The organism is Ferrovibrio sp. (assembly GCF_017994015.1).
Taxonomy (GTDB): domain Bacteria; phylum Pseudomonadota; class Alphaproteobacteria; order Ferrovibrionales; family Ferrovibrionaceae; genus Ferrovibrio.
Window position 1 is genome coordinate 25,311 of the sequence record NZ_JAGOLP010000029.1, and the last position, 17,873, is coordinate 43,183.

Genomic DNA, 17,873 nt, shown 5'->3' on the forward strand with positions numbered 1-17,873 from the left:
TAAATCTGTTTCAGCGCTGGCTATGGTGCGCCTTGATGCCGGCCTCGCGAATCTGGCTCAGCGAGGCCCGCGGCGTCAGCGCTTCGGGATCAACCCGCACTTCTATGATTGCCGGCAGGCCGGATTGCCGCGCCCGTTCAAAGGCGGCCGGGAAATCCTCGGTGCGCTCCACCGTCTCACCATGGCCGCCATAGGCACGGGCAATGGCGGCATAATCCGGATTGAACAAATCCGTGCCGCTGACCCGTGCGGGATATTCCCGCTCCTGATGCATGCGGATCGTGCCATACATGCCATTATTCACCACCACGGCAATGATATTGGCACCATGCTGGCGCGCCGTGGCAAATTCCTGCAACGTCATCTGGATGCAGCCATCGCCGGCAAAGGCCACTACCAGCCGCTCGGGCCGCGCCAGCTTGGCCGCCACCGCCGCCGGCAAGCCATAGCCCATTGAGCCGGAAGTCGGCGCCAGCTGGCCGCCATGGCGGCGATAGCGGTGAAACCGGTGCACCCAGGTGGCATAGTTGCCGGCGCCGTTGGTAACAATGGTGTCATTCGGTGTATTGGCGGCCAGCCAGCGCACAATCTCTGCCATCTGCACCATGCCTGGCGATTGGGTCGGCTGTTGCCAAGCCTCATATTCTGCACGCGCGGCGCGGGTGGCATCGCGCCAGCGGCTGCCATCGATGGCGCCCATTGCCCGGGCCGCAGCAATGAAGCCGCGCGACGTGGCATTGATCGCCAGATCGGGCTGATACACCCGGTTCAGTTCCTCGATGCCGGCATGGATATGCACCATCGGCTGGCCCGGCTGCGGCACGCCGAACAAGGTATAGCCGCCGGTGGTCATCTCGCCCAGGCGGGCGCCGAGCACAATCAGCAGGTCGGATTGTCGCACTCGTTCGGCCAGTTTCGGATTCGGGCCGATGCCGATTTCACCGACATAATTCGGCCAATCGTTGTCGATGTAGTCCTGGCGCCGGAACACTGCCGCCACCGGCAGATCGGCAGCCTCGGCAAAGGCCTGGGTCTCGATGCGCAATGCTTCGTTCCAACCGCCGCCGCCAACAATCAGCAATGGCCGCTCGGCGGCTTGCAGCATCTGCTTGAAACGCTGCATTTCGGCCGGGCCGGGATGTGCCTCGGGCACCTGCACCGGCAACGCATCGGGCGTTTCGGCCAGTTCTGTCAGCATATCCTCGGGCAAAGCCAGCACCACTGGGCCACGCCGGCCGGATTGCGCCACCGAGAAGGCACGGCTGATATATTCCGGAATCCGGGCCGCATCATCAATCTGCGCCACCCATTTCGCCATCTGGCCGAACATGCGGCGATAATCGATTTCCTGAAACGCCTCGCGCTCGATCATGTCGCGCCCCACCTGGCCGATCAGCAGCAGCATCGGGGTGGAATCCTGGAAGGCGACATGCACACCAGCCGAGGCATTGGTGGCACCGGGACCGCGCGTCACCATGCAAACGCCAACCTTGCCGGTCAGTTTGGCATAGGCATCGGCCATCATCGCCGCGCCGCCTTCCTGGCGGCAGATCACATAGCGCATGGCATTGGCGTGATCATGCATCGCATCAAGCACGGCGAGATAACTTTCGCCCGGCACGCCAAAGGCGGTATCAACGCCCTGAATGCGCAGTTGCTCAACCAGAATCTGACCACCAGTACGCTTGCCCATGCCTCATCGCTCCCCAGAAAAACCGAGGCAACAGATTAGGCAGGCCGCGCCCTGGACTCAAGCCATGGCGCTGGATTATGCGGCCTCAACTTCGCGACCATCCCCGACCCGGAAGAAGCCGACCAGTTCAGCCAGTTCATTGGCTTGCGAGGCCAGTGATTGCGCTGCCGCCGTGGTTTCTTCCACCAAGGCGGAATTGCGCTGGGTCATTTCGTCCATGCTGGCCACGGCAGTGTTGATCTGGTCCAGTCCGGTAGCCTGCTCAACCGAAGCCGCGGCAATCTCGGCCACGATATCGGTCACCTTTTTCACGGCGGCAACAATATCGGTCAGGCTGGCGCCGGTCTGGTTCACCAGGGCAGCACCACTTTTCACCTGGGCATTGGATTCCTGAATCAGCGCCTTGATATCCTTTGACGCACTGGCCGAACGCTGCGCCAGGGCGCGCACCTCCTGCGCCACCACGGCAAAGCCCTTGCCGGCCTCGCCAGCACGGGCCGCTTCCACGCTGGCATTCAACGCCAACAGGTTGGTCTGAAACGCAATCTCGTCAATCAGCGCCACAATATCGCCGATGCGGCGCGCGCTATCCTCGATGCGGGTAACCGCCGCCACCGCATCCTGTGTCACCTTGCCGCCCTTCTCGGCGGTATCTCGCGCCGCCAGACTGAGCTGATTGGCCGCCTGGGCATTCTCGGCATTCTGCTTCACCGTGGTGGTGATCTCGTGCATCGACGCCGCCGTCTCCTCAATGCTGGCGGCCTGGCTTTCAGTGCGTTGCGCCAGATCCTGGCTACCGGAGGAAATCTCGTTCGAGGCACCACGCACTGTCTGAGCCGTGCGCCCCAGCCTGGTGGCAAATTCACGCAGGCGCCGCGCCGTGCTGTTGGCGCTCTCCTTCAAATCGCCGAACACGCCGCGATACTGGCCATGCACCGCCTGGGTCAGATCACCTTCCGCCATCGCACCCATCACACTGGCCAATTCACGCGCCATTGCCTGCATGGTGGCGGTAAGCTGGTTAAGCTGCTGGCTGACAGAGAGATAAAATCCTTCCTTGCCATTTTCCGACAGACGATCATTCAGGTCGCCGGCTGCGATCTTGGCGCAAAGTGAGGCTATCTCTGCGGCAGCGGCGCGGTCGCGGGCATCATTCTCGGCCCGCCTGCGCTCGGCTTCCGTGCGCTGGGCCGCAATCTCTGCTTCCGCCTCGGCGCGCGCGATCATGTTGTCCTTGAACACCTGCACCGCCTTTGCCATGCCGCCGATCTCATCGCCACGATCAGCGCCATCAATGCGCACGCTGAGGTCGCCCGCCGCAAGCTGGCCCATCACGTTGTTGATCCGGGTGATCGGCCGCGTGATGGTAGCCACCACCACATAGGCGCCCAGCAACACCGCCACGATCACACCAGCAATCATGCCCACGATCATGGTGGGGCGCTGCACTTCATAGAAATGCGTCAATTCATCATTCAGCGCCGTCACCTGATCAAAATTGCGCTTCGCCGCCGCATCAAGCTGGCGGTTCAGCGCCTGGCGATTGCTGCGATTGGCTTCGTTGTCGCCAAATTCACGACCCTTGGCCACCTCAACCTCGGTGCCAAGCCGCACCAGTTCGGTGCGGAAAGTGATGAATTGCTCCACCGTCTTGCGGAATTCCTCGTAACTGCCGCGCTGATCGGCATCGATCAGTTTTTCGATCTGCGCCATGGTGTCACGCAATTGCTGGAGATTGCCAAGCAGCGGCGTGCCGAAACGCTTCGCCTCGGCAAAATCGCGTGACATGTAGATGCCGCGCGAATCCATCACCACGGCATAGACCAGCTTGTCCACCCGCTCCATCAGGTTGGCGCGCTTGGCCAGCAATTCCATGCGGTTGCTCTGGCGTTCATAACGATCCAGGGCCTGGATGCCAGTGAAGCCCACACCAGCCGCCACCAGCGACAGCAACGCGATGACAAAAAACACCCTGGGGCCGATATTGATCCGTGAGAAGATGGGCATTCTTGCCTCCATGTGCTGTGTCAATCAGGAACGGTTTTCAAGCAGGGTGAGCGGCAGCATGATCCGGTCATAGTCGCCATTCTGGCGCAGACGGGCATAGCCATCGCGCAAGGCATCGATCAGTGCTGGCGGCAGGCCGGGCGACGCCACAACCCAGAAGGAAAGCTGTGCAAAGCTGGCGCCGGTGCGGAATTCAGTGCCCGCCATGCCAAGCTCCTGGGCGGTAGCCAGCCCCACGGCATTGAGCGCAAACCAGGCGGTGATGCGGCCGGCTTGCAGCAAGCGGGCATTCTCGGCCTCGCTGCTGGCGATATGGATATTGTCCAGGCCATAGGATTGCAGCATCGGCAGCAATTCCGAGCCGCGCAGCACGCCGATCTGGGCGGCCTGGCGGGCCTGTTCCTGGGTATCGATGGCCGCCATGCCGGTGCGGGTGAAAAACACCGCCCGATCCGCATGCACCATGCCGATCCAGGCATAGCGCGCCTCGCGCTGCGGCGTGCGCAGCAGGGCGGGATAAAGCGTGCCGCCCAGATCAAGCTGCAACACAGCGCGCTGGAACGGCAGGATGCGGATATTGGGCGTCAATCCGGCATGGGCGGCAATACGCCGCGCCAGTTCCAGCGCCGGCCCGGCTGGTTTGCCGTCTATTTCGCTGACATAAGGTGGCCGGATCGGGCCAACGATTTCCAGCCCAGGCTGCGCCGCTGCCATAACCGGGCAGAGCAGACTCAAAACGAGCAGGGTGGCCCGGAGTCCCAATCGGCGCGCCCCTCCCAGAGCAAAACGCTTCTTATGGGAAAAAGCCTAGGCCGGCCCGCAGGATAGGTCCAGAATAAATTCGCCTTTTGCCCGCGCGCTGCGCGTGTATAAGCAAAAAGTTACCGGTTGAGCGGCGCAAACCCGGCTGGCGTCATCAGCTTGTTTTCCTGCGCGATCAGATAGCCGGCCTTGGCGCTTTCTGCCAGATAGTTGATCCAATCCGGATCGGCCTGCATGGCGGCGCGTTTGCTGGAACGGTCGGCGGCATCTTCATAACACCAGATATGCATGTAGGTGTTGAGCGGCCCGGTCTCGGTGATCAGGAAAGCCAGCGGCTTGCCGAGATGGCGCTGCTGCGCCGCCATGCCGAGCCTCTCGTAGAGTTCGAGATGCAGCTTCACGGTGCCGGGCCGGCAGGTATAGGTGCGCACGTCAAGCAACATGGTTTTCTCTCCAGGATTTCGTCCGTGGCAAGTTAGGGCTGCCGCCTGCCCTTGTCGAGTTGCCGCTTTCCCGGCATAAGCAACAGGTTGATAGCAGGGAGGAACACCATGCAGATTGCCGCGCGCATGAACCGGCTTGGTTCCGAGAGCGCCTTTGAAGTGCTGGCCCGCGCCAAGGCGCTGGAAGCACAGGGCAAGTCGGTGATCAATCTGGGCATCGGCCAGCCCGATTTCGCCACGCCGGACCATGTGGTGGAAGCTGCCGTGAAGGCGTTGCGCGATGGCCATCATGGCTACACCCCGGCCAATGGCATCCTGCCGTTGCGCGAAGCCGTGGCGGCCGATATCGCGGCGCGGCGTGGCGTGAATGTTGATCCCGGCCGCATCGTGATCGTGCCGGGCGGCAAGGTTACGATGGCCACCGCGATCCAGATGTTTGGCGAGCCGGGCGGCGAAATCCTCTACCCCGATCCGGGCTTCCCGATTTATGAGAGCCTTGTGAATTTCACCGGCGCCACGGCGGTGGGCTATCCTTTGCTGGAGCAGGATGGCTTTGCGTTCCGCGCCGATGACCTGCTGGCCCGCATCACGCCCAACACCCGGCTGCTGATCGTCAACTCGCCGGCCAACCCGACCGGCGGTGTGGCCCCGGCCGAGGAAGTGGCCAAGCTGGCGGCCGGCCTGGCGGCGCATCCGCATGTTGCCATCATGGCCGACGAAATCTATTCCCGCCTGGTGCTGGATGACGACAAGCCTTATGCCAGCTTCATTCCCTATACCGAGCTGCATGACCGTCTGATCGTGCTGGACGGCTGGTCCAAGACCTATGCCATGACCGGCTGGCGCCTGGGCTGGGGCCTGTGGCCGCAAAGCCTGGCCGAGCTGGCCACCAAGCTGGCGATCAATGTGCATTCCTGTGTCAACGCGCCGACCCAGTTTGCCGGCATCGCCGCCTTGCAGGGGCCGCAGGATGCCGTGGAGCAGATGCGCCAGGCCTTCATCCGCCGCCGCGCCCTGACCGTGCAGGGCCTCAACGCCCTGCCCGGCGTGAGCTGCATCCAGCCTGCCGGCGCCTTCTACGCCTTCCCCAATATCAGCCAAACCGGCTACAGCGCCCGGCAGTTGCAGGACGCCCTGCTGGAGGAAGCCGGGGTGGCCACCATCGCCGGCACCAGCTTCGGGCGCCATGGCGAAGGCTACCTGCGCTTCTCGTTTGCTGCCGATGATGCGGCTATTTCAGAGGCGCTTCAGCGGGTTGGGACATGGCTTGCACAGGGCAAGGCTAAAATCTAAGCAATTATTTGCTTATTTTTTAGCCAACATGCCTGAAATGCATTCTGTTGTATCCATCGACAGCAACGGCAAGCCCCTGCTACACCAGCATTTCAGCGTGTTAAAAACTTCTTAAAGCTGGCACACTCCGTGCATACATCCACCCCGTTCGTTTCAACACCGACGGTTATCGGGACATCTCGGAAGACCATGAAAAAGATCGAAGCCATCATCAAGCCGTTCAAGCTCGACGAAGTGAAGGAAGCCCTGCATGAAATCGGCTTGCAGGGCCTCACCGTCACCGAGGCCAAGGGCTTCGGCCGCCAGAAGGGCCATACCGAACTCTATCGCGGCGCCGAATATGTCGTCGATTTTCTCCCGAAGGTGAAAATCGAAGTGGTGCTCGATGACGGCATGGTCGACCGCGCCGTGGAAGCCATCACCCAGGCGGCCCGCACCGGCCGCATTGGCGATGGTAAAATCTTCATCTCCACTGTCGAAGAAGTCATCCGCATTCGTACCGGCGAAAAGGGTACGGAGGCGGTCTGACGGTTGGGCGGGTCGCAACCGCCTGATCATCACCCCCAAACCAAGTGAACCTGAATCAGGGAAAGAGCAGCAGGAAAAGACCATGGCTGACGCGAAATCCATACTGAAGCTGATCAAGGAAAAAGACGTGAAGTACGTGGACCTGCGGTTCACGGACCCGCGCGGCAAGTGGCAGCACCTTGCCATGGACGTCACCATGGTGGATGACGACTTGCTTAACGAAGGCACCATGTTTGACGGTTCGTCGATTGCCGGCTGGAAGGCGATCAACGAATCCGACATGCTGCTGAAGCCGGATCTGAACAGCGCCACTTTCGATCCCTTTGCCGCCCAGACCATGCTGGTCCTGTTCTGCGACGTGCTGAACCCGGGCGATGGCACCACCTATAACCGCTGCCCGCGCAGCATCGCCAAGGCCGCCGAAGCCTTCATCAAGTCGAGCAAGGTGGCCGATACCGCCTTCTTCGGCCCGGAAGCCGAATTCTTTGTGTTCGACGATGCCCGTTACAAGGTGTCGATGAACGAGACCTTCGTTTATCTCGACGACATCGAAGGCGCCTACAATTCCGGCAAGTCCTACGAAGGCGGCAATATGGGCCATCGCGCCCCGATCAAGGGCGGCTATTTCCCGGTTGCCCCGCTCGATCAGGGTAACGACCTGCGCGCCGAAATGCTCACCACCATCGCCGGGATGGGCGTGACTGTGGAAAAGCATCACCACGAAGTGGCCAACAGCCAGCATGAGCTGGGCATCAAGTTTGCCCCGCTGGTGAAGTCGGCTGACTCGATGCAGATCTACAAGTATTGCGTCCACAACGTGGCGCATGCCTGGGGCAAGACTGCCACCTTCATGCCGAAGCCGATCAAGGGCGATAACGGCTCGGGCATGCACGTGCACCAGTCGCTGTGGAAGGGCGGCAAGCCGCTTTTCGCCGGCAACAAGTATGCCGGCCTGAGCGACATGGCGCTGTATTACATCGGCGGCATCATCAAGCATGCCAAGGCGCTGAATGCCTTCACCAACCCGCTGACCAACAGCTACAAGCGCCTGATCCCCGGCTTCGAAGCCCCGGTGCTGCTCGCCTATTCGGCGCGCAACCGCTCGGCTTCCTGCCGCATCCCGTTCGGCGCCGGCGAGAAGGCCAAGCGCGTCGAAATCCGCTTCCCCGATCCGGGCGCGAACCCCTACCTGGCCTATTCCGCCATGCTGATGGCCGGCCTGGATGGCATCAAGAACAAGATCCATCCTGGCGATGCCATGGACAAGAACCTGTATGACCTGCCGCCGGAAGAGCTGAAGGAAGTGCCGCAGGTTTGCGGTTCGCTCCGCGAAGCACTGGAAAATCTCGACAAGGACCGCGAGTTCCTCAAGGCCGGTAACGTCTTCAACGACGACTTCATCGACGCCTACATGGAACTGAAGTGGGAAGAAGTGTACGCTTTTGAGCACACTCCGCACCCGATCGAGTTCCAGATGTATTTCAGCGTCTAAGCCACGCTGCCGCGTAACGAAGAAGCCCCGCCGGGAAACCGGCGGGGCTTTTTTTTACGTCTTGCCTCAGCAACAGTTTAGATTGTTACTCTGCCACCGCGTTGCAATAGCGGCCGGGGCCGCGGATTTTGCCGCAGGCAACATCCACCTCGGCCTTGCTGGCATAATCGCCAAAGGTCAGCCGGGCAAACGAGCCGCGATTGGGCAGGTCTACCCAGATCAGCGCCGGCTCCAGTTCACCATATACCTGCGGGTTGGCCTTGAGCCGGCCCTGCCAATCGTTGATCGCCGCTTCCTCGCTGCGATGCGAGGCAATATGGCCATGCCAGCGGCCCGGCTGCTTCGCCGACTTATCGGCCATGCTGGCATCCGGCTTGGCTGACATAACGGGCGCGGCGGCGGGCGCCGGGCTCGGCGCAGCCATGGGCGGTTTTGGTGCCGCCGTCGCGGTTTTTGCCGGCGCTGCTGCCTTGGCATTGGCCGGCCTGGCCTTGGCCGCCTTGGCTTCGGCAGCGGCCTGGGCGGCGGCCAGCTTCTCGCGCTCGGCAGCGGCGCGGCGCTCCTCCTCGGCCAGTTTGCGCGCCTGCGCCCGGCGTTCCTCCGCGGCGCGTTCCTCGGGCGAAACCCAGCCCACAGGGCTGGTATTGGACTGGTCGGGGTAAGTGCGCGGCGGGATTTGATAGGCCTGGCGCGTTGCCGGCCCGGGCATCGGCTTGTCCATCGCGGAGGGCTGCGGCCGCAGGCTGCCGCCATTCTGCCCCACCGCCTGATCACTTTCGCAGGCGGCCAGCAGGCCGGCAGTGGCACATAAAACGGCGATGGCAGAATGGCGCATGTTGGCTCTCCCGGTCGGCCCTATGCTACGCGCACACGGCGCCGGCTGCCAGCCGCAAAGCAGGCGCCAGCCCTTGATCGTTGGCGCCGATGCCCTGACACTGGCGCCACAACAAAACGCAAAACCAGGGATGGACAATGCCCGCTATTGATATCAAGGCCGAAGTGACCGGCAAGGTGTGGAAGATCGAAACCCGTGTTGGCGACGCGCTGGGCGACGGCGACGTGGTGATGATCCTGGAATCGATGAAGATGGAGATTCCGGTGGAAGCGCCAAAAGCCGGCAAGCTTGGTGCCATCCTGGTGGCCGAGGGCGACAGCGTAAAGGAAGGCCAGGTCCTGGCGCGGCTGGAGGTCTAGCTCCGGCCGCGCAGCCCAGCCTTTATCCTCAGCGCAACGCCGCCGCGATATTGCCGCCATCCACCGTGGCCACGCCGCCGGTGGTTTTCTGCGCCACGGCAAGCTGCACAAAAGCCTGCGCCACATCGCTGGCCTTCACTTCGCGGCCGAGCAGGTTGCCCGACATGTAATCCTTCTCCGACACGCCGCGCGCCTTGGAGCGCTTGGCCACCATGTCGTCGGTGAGCAGGCCGGAGCGGATGCGGTCAGCATTCACTGCGCCGGAGCGGATGCCATAGGCGCCGTAATCCAGCGCATATTGCCGCGACAGGAACAACGTGGCCGCCTTGGGCAGGCCATAGGTGCCGAAATCTGGGCCGGGATTAACCGCCTGCTTCGAGGCATTGAACAGCAGGCAGCCGCCGGTCTGCTGCTTGAGCATGATCGCCACGGCGGCCTGAGCCACATATTGATGGCTGAAGAAATTGAGATCGAAGCTCTTGCGCAGGCTCTCGTCGCTCACCTCGCCGATGCGGCCGCCCCAGGCAGCACCCGCATTCGACACCACGATATCAACACCGCCAAAATGCGCCGCCACCTTGGCAAAGGCGGCACGCACGGCGGCTTCCTTGGTCACATCGCAGGCCAGGCCGATGCCGCCAAGCTTCTTGGCCACTTCGGCCGCCTTGGCGCCATCCAGGTCGAGCACCGCAATCTCGGCGCCTTCAGCCGCAAAGGCCTTGGCCGTAGCCGCGCCGATGGCGCCGGCGCCGCCGGTGACCACCACCACCTGACGCGCCAGCGGCTTCTCGGCGCCCTTGCCCAGCTTGGCCTGCTCAAGCGACCAGTATTCCACATCGAAGATGTCGCGTTCGGCAATCGAGGTGAATGTGCCGATGGCTTCGGCCCGCGTAATCACCGCCACGGCGGTTTCGGCAATATCGGCCGCGATGCTGGCTTCCTTGCGCGACTTGCCAACACCGATCAGCCCCAGGCCCGGCACCAGCAAGGCGCGCGGCATCGGGTCCAGCATGATCTTCTTCGGCTGCGCCACGGCATTATGGCGCTCAAAATAGGCCTTGTACTTGGCGATATAGGCATCCAGCGCCTTCCGGGCACCGGCAGCGAAATCATCCAGCTTGCCGGCTTCCGGCGCCGGCAGAATCATCGGCCAGGGCTTGGTGCGGATCACATGATCCGGCGTCACCGTGCCGGCCTGGCTGTAGCGCGCCACATCCTTGCCATTCACAAAGGCATCAATTTCCGGCGTCTGGCGACGATCAAACACCCAGCGGCCATACTGGCCGTCATCCGGATTGGTGGGCAGCGCGATCAGGCCACGCAGGATCGGCAGCACATCTTCCGGCGCCGCAATCTTCTTCGGCAGCTTGGCCTGGGCGAACACAGTCTTCTTGCCCTTGGCCAACCGCGCCTCAGCCATCGAGACAAACTCGATCATGCGGTCATAAGCCTGCTTGGCGTTGTCGCCCCAGGTGAAGATGCCATGCTTCACCAGCACCAGGCCCTCGGCATCGGGCTGGCGGCGGAAAGCTTCGGCGGCCTTCTTGGCCAGGCCAAAGCCCGGCATCTCGTATTCCACCACGGCGATGCGCTTGCCATAGAGCTTCTTCGCCAGTTCGATGCCATCGGGCTGATCGGTCAGCGCCAGCACCGCATCGGCATGGGTATGGTCGATGAACTTATGCGGCAGGAAGGCATGAAACAGCGTTTCCACCGACGGATTGGGCGAGGTGGAATCGAGCAGGTTGCAGCGTTGCACATTCACCATGTCCTCATCGGTCAGAACCTTGAGGTCAATCAGCGCCTGCAACGGCTTGAGCCGCACGGCGGGCAGCCCCGGCGGCTCGATCACACCCATATCCCAGCCCGAACCCTTGACGCAGAGCACATCCACCGGATTGCCCAGAATGTCACGCATGCGGGTTTTCACCGAGGTGTTGCCGCCACCATGCTGCACCAGGGCCGGCACGCCGCCGAGCAGCCGCGTGGTGTAGGTGCGGATCGCCAGATCCTCATTCACACCTTGCAGCGCGTAATGCTTGATAGCGGCCTTGGCATCGCGGTCGGACCAGAGATTCTTCATCTTTTGGGGCTTTCGTCTTTCAGAGGGCGTGTTCTGGGAACAGCGAGATCAGGCCGGCTTCGGATGCCGGGCAGATGCCGCGCTCGGTGATCAGGCCGGTAACCAGGCGGGCCGGTGTCACGTCGAAACCATAATTCGCGGCGCGGGTGGCATCGGGGGTGATCCGCACCGCCACGATGTCGCCGGCAGCGGTCTTGCCGCTCATCACGGTCACTTCGCTTTCAGCGCGTTCCTCGATGGGGATTTCGCGCACGCCATCGGCAATGGTCCAGTCGATGGTGGAGCTGGGCAGCGCAACATAGAACGGCACGCCGTTATCCTTGGCCGCCAGCGCCTTGAGATAGGTGCCGATCTTGTTGCATACATCGCCGCGCCGCGTGGTGCGATCAGTGCCGACAATGCAGAAATCCACCTGGCCATGCTGCATCAGATGGCCGCCGGCATTATCCACGATCAGGGTATGCGGCACACCATGGCTGGCCAGTTCCCAAGCCGTGAGCGAGGCGCCCTGGTTACGCGGCCGGGTTTCATCCACCCAGACATGCACCGGGATGCCGGCATCATGTGCCTTGTAGATCGGCGCCAGCGCGGTGCCCCAATCCACCGTCGCGAGCCAGCCGGCATTACAATGGGTCAGGATATTGACCGGGCGCTGCTTGCCGGTCTCGGCATACATGGCCTCAATCAGCTTGAGGCCGTGATTGCCGATGGCGGAGCAAACCTCCACATCCTCGTCGCAGATTTCCGCCGCCAGGCGATAGGCGGCAGCGGCGCGCTCCTTGGGCACCAGCGGCGCCAGCACATTCCGCACCCGATCCAGCGCCCAGCGCAGATTGATCGCGGTCGGCCGGGTCTCCACCAGCACATCATAGGCATGCGCCAAAGCCTCGTCGGAAGCATCATGGCGCATCGCCAGCGCCAAGCCATAGGCACCGGTGGCGCCGATCAGCGGCGCGCCGCGCACGATCATCGCCTTGATCGCATGCGCCGCCTCTTCCATGCTGGTCAGGCTGGTGGTGACAAAACGATGTGGCTGCCCGGTCTGGTCGATGATTCCAACCGACCAGCCATCGTCATTGACCCAGATCGTGCGGTAGGCTACGCCGTTAACCTTCATGGTCGGCCCTTTCGGGTAAAAGGAAAATCGGCGCGGAAAATAGCCGGTCTGGCCTAGCGAGGCAATTGCTCCGGAGACCGCGCCTGCCTTTGTAACATATGAGACTTTTTCAATGCTGGGCGTGATTTTCTTCGCCGTCATGGTAGACCTGATCGGCTTTGGCATCGTGTTGCCGTTGCTGCCCTTCTATGCCAGCAGCTTCGGCGCCTCGCCTTTTGTCATCGCCCTGCTCGCCTCGGTATTCTCAATTGCGCAATTCATCACCGCGCCGTTGCTGGGCGGCCTCACGGATCGTATCGGCCGGCGGCCGGTTTTTCTGGCCTGCACCCTGATCTCCTGCCTGGCCTATATCGGCCTGGCCCATGCCGACAACCTGCTGATGGTGTTTCTGGCGCGCATCTTTGCCGGCATCGGCGCCGGCAAGATCGGCATCGCCCAGGCCATTATCGCCGACAGCACACCACCTGAACAGCGCGCGCGGGGCATGGGCATGGTGGGCGCCGCCTTCGGCCTTGGCATGATCCTGGGGCCGGTGCTGGGCGGCCTGCTGACTGGCCCCAACCCGGCGGCGCCGAACTACCACCTGCCGGCACTGGCGGCGGCGCTGGCCTCATTCTGCGCCCTGGGCTTTGCGCTTTGGCGCCTGAAGGAAACCCATCCACCGGGCCGGGCCCAAGCCGGCGGGATGCCAAGCCGCAACCCTTTGCGCGGTCTGGACAAGATCGGCCCCATCGCCCTGGCTCTGATCCTGGTACAGTTCTTCATCAACTTTGTCTTTGCCCAGATCGAAGTGCTGTTTCCACTTTTCACTGCGGATCGCTTCGGCTGGCACGCTTTTGAGGTGGGCATCGCCTTCACCTTTATCGGCATCATCGTGCTGACCATGCAGGGCGGCCTGATCGGGCCTTTGTCACGGCGCTTCGGCGAAAGCCTGTTGCTGCGCATCGGCATTGTCGGCCTGGCCTTTGGCACCCTGATCGTGGCCTGGGTGGTGAATGTACCGATGCTGGGCCTTTCGATTCTCTTCACCGCCACCAGCTTCGCCATGATCAATCCCAGCCTGGCCAGCCTGATCAGCCGCGCCGCAGCGCCCGAGCATCAAGGCATCACCCTGGGCGCAGCGCAGGGCCTGGCAGCCCTCGGCCGTGTGCTTGGCCCCCTGCTTGGCGGCCTGTTATACGAAGCGGTCAGCCCTGAGGCGCCCTACCTGGTCGGCGGCGTCCTGCTGCTGCTCACCCTGCTGGTATTCTACAAGCCGATGCGCCGGGTCGGGCGCGGGGCCGAACCATGAGCAGCAATCTGCCAAAGACCGGCGGCAGTTATCGTGTGCTGCATTGTGTGCGGCTGGGCGCACCGGAGGACGTGCTGGAATTTGCCGACATGCCGCGCGGCCCGCTGCCGCCGGGCCATGTGCGGCTGCGGGTGCGCGCCGCCGGGGTGAATTTCCCCGATCTGCTGATGCTGGCGGGCGAATACCAGCATAAGCCGCCGCTGCCCTTCATTCCTGGCTTCGAAGCCGCCGGCGATATCCTGGAGGTCGCCGCCGATGTGACAGAGTGGCAGCCCGGCATGGCCGTGCTGGTGCATTGCCGCACCGGCGCCTTCGCCGAGGAATTGGTGGCGCCGGTTGCCGCGCTGCTGCCCAAGCCGGCGCAGTATTCCTATGAACAGGCTGCCGCCTTTCCGGTGGCCGCCAACACAGCCTGGGCCGGCCTGGTGGCGCGCGGCGACTTGCGGCGCGGCGAACGCCTGCTGGTGCTGGGTGCCGGTGGCGGCACCGGTATGGCCGCCGTGGCGCTTGGCGCACAGCTTGGCGCCCGCGTCATCGCGGTGGCTTCCAGCGCGGCGAAACGCCAGGCGGCACGCCAGGCCGGCGCCGAAATCACCCTGGATAGCGGCAACCCGGACTGGCCGCGGGAATTACTCGCCCTGACGGCTGATCATGGCAGCGATGTGGTGTTTGATCCGGTTGGTGGCGCCGCGTTTCACGCCGCCTGGAAAACCGTGGCGCCAAACGGGCGTTATCTGGTGATCGGCTTTGCCTCGGGCGAGCGCCCCAGCCTGCCGGCCAACAAACTGCTGCTGCGTGGCGCCGCCCTGATCGGGGTGCGGGCCGGCGAGCAATTGCGGCGCCAGCCAGCGCTGGAGCCGCTGATGCGGCACAACCTGTCGAACTGGCTAGTCAGCGGCCAGGGGCGGCCGCTGGTCAGCGAGATTCATCCGTTCAACCGCGCTGCTCGCGCCATCAGCCGCCTCGGCCAGCGCCAGGCGGTAGGCAAGCTGGTGCTCCGCATCGCCTGAGACCGGCCCGGCAGTATCCGGCACCAGCGGCATTGTCAGCAGCCGGGCTGTTGCCAGAACCGGCGGGCGATCCTGCAAACGATCCGGCGGCAGGATCACCGTCACCGTGGTGCCGATGCCAACCTCGCTATCAATGGCAAGGCGGCCGCCATGCAGCTCCACCAGGCTGCGGGTCAGCGCCAGGCCCAGGCCGGTGCCTTCATGGCTGCGCGACAGGGCATTCGCCACCTGGGCAAAAGGCTGCAACACGCGCTCGATATCGGCGGCAGCAATGCCGATGCCGGTATCGGATACCGCGATTGACGTGTTGCCGGCCTCGTCAATCGAAACATCGATATTGACGCGGCCGCCGCGCGGCGTGAACTTCACCGCATTGCTCAGCAGATTGATCCACACCTGACGCAGCCTTCGGCTGTCACCCCACAGCGTGGGGGAGCGCTCGGGCAACGCCTTGGCAATGCCGATACCGTTGTGATGCGCCCGCTCGCGCACCAGCAGCAGCGCCGCATCGAGGCTTTCTTCCAGGCAGAACCATTCCTCTTCCAGCGCCATCTTACCGGCTTCAACCTTCGCCATATCAAGGATATCGTTGATCAGCGCCAGCAGATGGCGACCGGAAGCCAGGATGTCGCGGCAATATTCGGTGTATTTGGCGTTGCCGATCGGCCCCAGCATGCCTTCCGAAAGGATTTGCGAAAAGCCCAAGATGGCATTCAGCGGCGTGCGCAATTCATGGCTCATATTGGCCAGGAAATCGCTCTTGGCGCGATTGGCCGCCTCAGCCTGTTCCTTGGCCTGCATCAGCGCTTCTTCGGCACGGCGTTGGCTGCTCACATCGCGGAACATGCCCTCGATCATCACCATGTTGCCGCGTTCGTCATCCACCCGGCGCAATGTCTTGGAAACCCAGATCACGCTGCCATCACGGCGCCGCATCTGCGAACGGAAATCGCGGGTCATGCCGTGGCGTTCAAGCTGATCGGTCAATTCGCGGCGGCGTGATTGCTGCACATAAAGCTGGCGCCCGGCATTGGTCACTTCGCGCAGCATTTCATCGGGCGAGGCATAGCCAAACACGGCAGCGCCGGCGCGATTGACCGACAGGATACGGCCTTGCGGCGTCACCTGGATGATGCCCTCATGCACGTTGTCAAAAATCTGCCGGTATTTGGCTTCGGCCTGACGCAGCCGCATCTGCGCCCGTTTGCGGATGGTGATGTCGCTGAACACTGAAACATAGCCACCACCATGCTGCCCAGCCGGCAGACGGCGCCAATCGAAGCTGAGCCAGGTGCCGTCGGCCAGCCGCACTTCCTGCTTGCGGTCGGCACGGGTGGAGGCATCGATATAGGCTTCAACCCAGGCCTCGGCTTCCTCGGCGCGCAGGTTGATGACCCCCTGGTCAATCAGCAGAAACAGGAATTCCTTGGCGGTGATGCCGGCTTGCAAATCGGTTGCGCCCAGGCCGAACAGATCCGGCAGGCGGCGATTGAAACGCAACAGGCGTGGCGTGGCATCCCACACCGCCAGCGCCTCGCCGATGGCATCCAGCGCATCGATGAACAGGGCGGCATCCGCCGCGCCCGCGCCATTCCCGGCCTGACCGGCATGGAATTCATGCAATTCGCGCCGGTGACGCGCACCCAGCGCAATGAGGAAATCTTCCTCGCCCGCGCCGCTCATGGCCCGGTTTCCTTGGCACCGCTTCTGCCGGCGGTGCTATCCAGTTTGTGCAGCATCATTGGTGGCTTGATCGCCCCCGCCCCTGCCGCATCCTAAAAGATTGGCACATACCCCCGCCCCGCCTGCGCATGGTTGTTTTTGTTGTGAAACCCCCACAAGGCCCGCCTGTAGCGATTCGCGTTTCGCAACAAACAACCCTGTACGGATTTGTCCCACAGCTTTCCGTTAGCGGCAAGCGATTAGTATTGCGGCTTGAATCTTTGCCTTCTGACACACCCTGTAGTCGCTGCCGGGACTCCGGAAACCGCCAAGCGGTAGTTCCAGAGCCCCGGCGCGAAAGACGGGTGTCAGCGCCAGCTTAAAAGCCGCGCGACACCCGCCATGGGTTCGGATCAGGTCAGATGCAATAGCTCTTCAGCGGCGGAAAGCCGTTGAAGCCCACCGAGGAATAGGTGGTGGTATAGGCACCGGTGGAGAGAATCTGCACCTTGTCGCCGACTTCAAGGTCGAGCGGCATCTGGTAGTCAGCCTTCTCATACAGGATATCGGCGCTATCGCAGGTCGGGCCAGCAATCGAGACCGGGCCGGTGGCACCGCCATCACGCGGCGTCACCAGGCGATACTTGATCGCCTCGTCCATGGTCTCGGCCAAACCGGAGAACTTGCCGATATCCAGATAGACCCAGCGGCGGTCGTCGTCGTAATCCTTGCGCGAGATCAGCACGACCTCGGCCTGGATCACGCCGGCATCGCCCACCAGACCACGGCCCGGCTCGATGATCATTTCCGGCAGGTTATTGCCGAAATGCTTGGTCATCGCTTCCGAGATCGCCTGGGCATAGGCTTCCAGCATCGGCACGTCAGTGCGATACCGAGCCGGGAAGCCGCCGCCCAGATTGATCATGCGCAGCTCCACATCCGCATCTTGCAGGATGGTGAACATCTGCGCCACCTGGGCCACGGCCTTGTCCCACTGGCCAAGATCGGTCTGCTGCGAGCCGACATGGAACGAGATGCCATACGGATCGAGGCCAAGCCGACGCGCCTGCACCAGCAGATCAGCGGCCATGCGCGGCGAGCAGCCGAATTTGCGCGACAGCGGCCATTCGGCGCCCTCGCACTCCATCAGCACGCGGCAGAACACGCGCGCGCCCGGCGCCACATCGGCCAGCTTGAGCAGCTCGGCTTCGGAATCGAAGGCAAACAGCCGCACGCCCTTGTCATAGGCAAAGGCAATGTCTGTGCGCTTCTTGATCGTCGAACCATAGGAGATACGG

14 protein-coding genes and 1 pseudogene are annotated in these 17,873 nt (G+C 62.9%); 6 read left to right on the forward strand and 9 right to left on the reverse strand.

Annotated elements, in window-relative coordinates:
• Positions 1-10 precede the first annotated feature (10 nt).
• The 4 genes from KBB36_RS13875 to KBB36_RS13890 all read right to left on the reverse strand — a co-directional run bounded on the left by KBB36_RS13875 (position 11) and on the right by KBB36_RS13890 (position 4,905).
• Positions 11-1,693 carry a thiamine pyrophosphate-binding protein gene (locus KBB36_RS13875; protein WP_290981888.1) on the reverse strand — a complete coding sequence of 561 codons (1,683 nt, stop codon included), beginning with the start codon at positions 1,691-1,693 and terminating at the stop codon, positions 11-13.
• A 75-nt stretch (positions 1,694-1,768) separates the two neighbouring features.
• Complete coding sequence (locus tag KBB36_RS13880; RefSeq protein ID WP_290981890.1) at positions 1,769-3,700, reverse strand: methyl-accepting chemotaxis protein; 1,932 nt, start codon at positions 3,698-3,700, stop codon at positions 1,769-1,771.
• Between the two features lie 24 nt (positions 3,701-3,724).
• A complete protein-coding gene (locus KBB36_RS13885) occupies positions 3,725-4,462 on the reverse strand; it encodes a transporter substrate-binding domain-containing protein (protein ID WP_290981892.1) in 738 nt (245 codons plus the stop codon).
• Positions 4,463-4,581: 119 nt separating this feature from the next.
• Positions 4,582-4,905 (reverse strand): NIPSNAP family protein, encoded by a 324-nt coding sequence (locus KBB36_RS13890; RefSeq protein WP_290981894.1) that lies wholly within the window; start codon positions 4,903-4,905, stop codon positions 4,582-4,584.
• 108 nt (positions 4,906-5,013) lie between these two features.
• Between KBB36_RS13890 and KBB36_RS13895 the strand changes: the two genes are divergently transcribed.
• From KBB36_RS13895 to glnA, 3 genes are all read left to right on the forward strand, one after another.
• Positions 5,014-6,198, forward strand: coding sequence for a pyridoxal phosphate-dependent aminotransferase (locus KBB36_RS13895; RefSeq protein ID WP_290981896.1), 1,185 nt, complete (start codon positions 5,014-5,016; stop codon positions 6,196-6,198).
• Between the two features lie 189 nt (positions 6,199-6,387).
• On the forward strand, positions 6,388-6,726 hold the full coding sequence (locus KBB36_RS13900; RefSeq protein ID WP_290981898.1) for a P-II family nitrogen regulator: 339 nt from the start codon (positions 6,388-6,390) through the stop codon (positions 6,724-6,726).
• A gap of 82 nt (positions 6,727-6,808) precedes the next feature.
• Positions 6,809-8,218, forward strand: coding sequence for a type I glutamate--ammonia ligase (glnA, locus tag KBB36_RS13905; protein ID WP_290981899.1), 1,410 nt, complete (start codon positions 6,809-6,811; stop codon positions 8,216-8,218).
• Between the two features lie 85 nt (positions 8,219-8,303).
• On the opposite strand, the gene KBB36_RS13910 is transcribed toward glnA, so the two are convergent.
• Positions 8,304-9,053 carry a hypothetical protein gene (locus tag KBB36_RS13910; RefSeq protein WP_290981900.1) on the reverse strand — a complete coding sequence of 250 codons (750 nt, stop codon included), beginning with the start codon at positions 9,051-9,053 and terminating at the stop codon, positions 8,304-8,306.
• Between the two features lie 137 nt (positions 9,054-9,190).
• Between KBB36_RS13910 and KBB36_RS13915 the strand changes: the two genes are divergently transcribed.
• Positions 9,191-9,412 carry a biotin/lipoyl-binding carrier protein gene (locus tag KBB36_RS13915; RefSeq protein ID WP_290981901.1) on the forward strand — a complete coding sequence of 74 codons (222 nt, stop codon included), beginning with the start codon at positions 9,191-9,193 and terminating at the stop codon, positions 9,410-9,412.
• A 28-nt stretch (positions 9,413-9,440) separates the two neighbouring features.
• Here the strand turns inward: KBB36_RS13915 and KBB36_RS13920 are convergent, their stop codons facing one another.
• Positions 9,441-11,495: a bifunctional aldolase/short-chain dehydrogenase gene (locus KBB36_RS13920; protein ID WP_290981903.1), complete on the reverse strand. Its 2,055-nt coding sequence runs from the start codon at positions 11,493-11,495 to the stop codon at positions 9,441-9,443.
• Between the two features lie 19 nt (positions 11,496-11,514).
• Positions 11,515-12,612: an S-methyl-5-thioribose-1-phosphate isomerase gene (mtnA, locus tag KBB36_RS13925; protein WP_290981905.1), complete on the reverse strand. Its 1,098-nt coding sequence runs from the start codon at positions 12,610-12,612 to the stop codon at positions 11,515-11,517.
• A 112-nt stretch (positions 12,613-12,724) separates the two neighbouring features.
• On the opposite strand from mtnA, the gene KBB36_RS13930 reads away from it, so the two are divergent.
• Both KBB36_RS13930 and KBB36_RS13935 read left to right on the forward strand, forming a co-directional pair.
• Positions 12,725-13,903 carry an MFS transporter gene (locus KBB36_RS13930; protein ID WP_290981907.1) on the forward strand — a complete coding sequence of 393 codons (1,179 nt, stop codon included), beginning with the start codon at positions 12,725-12,727 and terminating at the stop codon, positions 13,901-13,903.
• A complete protein-coding gene (locus KBB36_RS13935) occupies positions 13,900-14,913 on the forward strand; it encodes an NADPH:quinone oxidoreductase family protein (protein WP_290981909.1) in 1,014 nt (337 codons plus the stop codon). Before KBB36_RS13930 ends, KBB36_RS13935 begins: the two co-directional genes overlap by 4 nt.
• Before the next feature lie 93 nt (positions 14,914-15,006).
• Here the strand turns inward: KBB36_RS13935 and KBB36_RS13940 are convergent.
• Positions 15,007-16,596 (reverse strand): annotated as a pseudogene (locus KBB36_RS13940) (ATP-binding protein); the annotation flags it as partial.
• Between the two features lie 397 nt (positions 16,597-16,993).
• Positions 16,994-17,873 (reverse strand): type III PLP-dependent enzyme (locus KBB36_RS13945; RefSeq protein ID WP_290981911.1); only part of this gene is annotated, 880 nt, incomplete at its 5' end.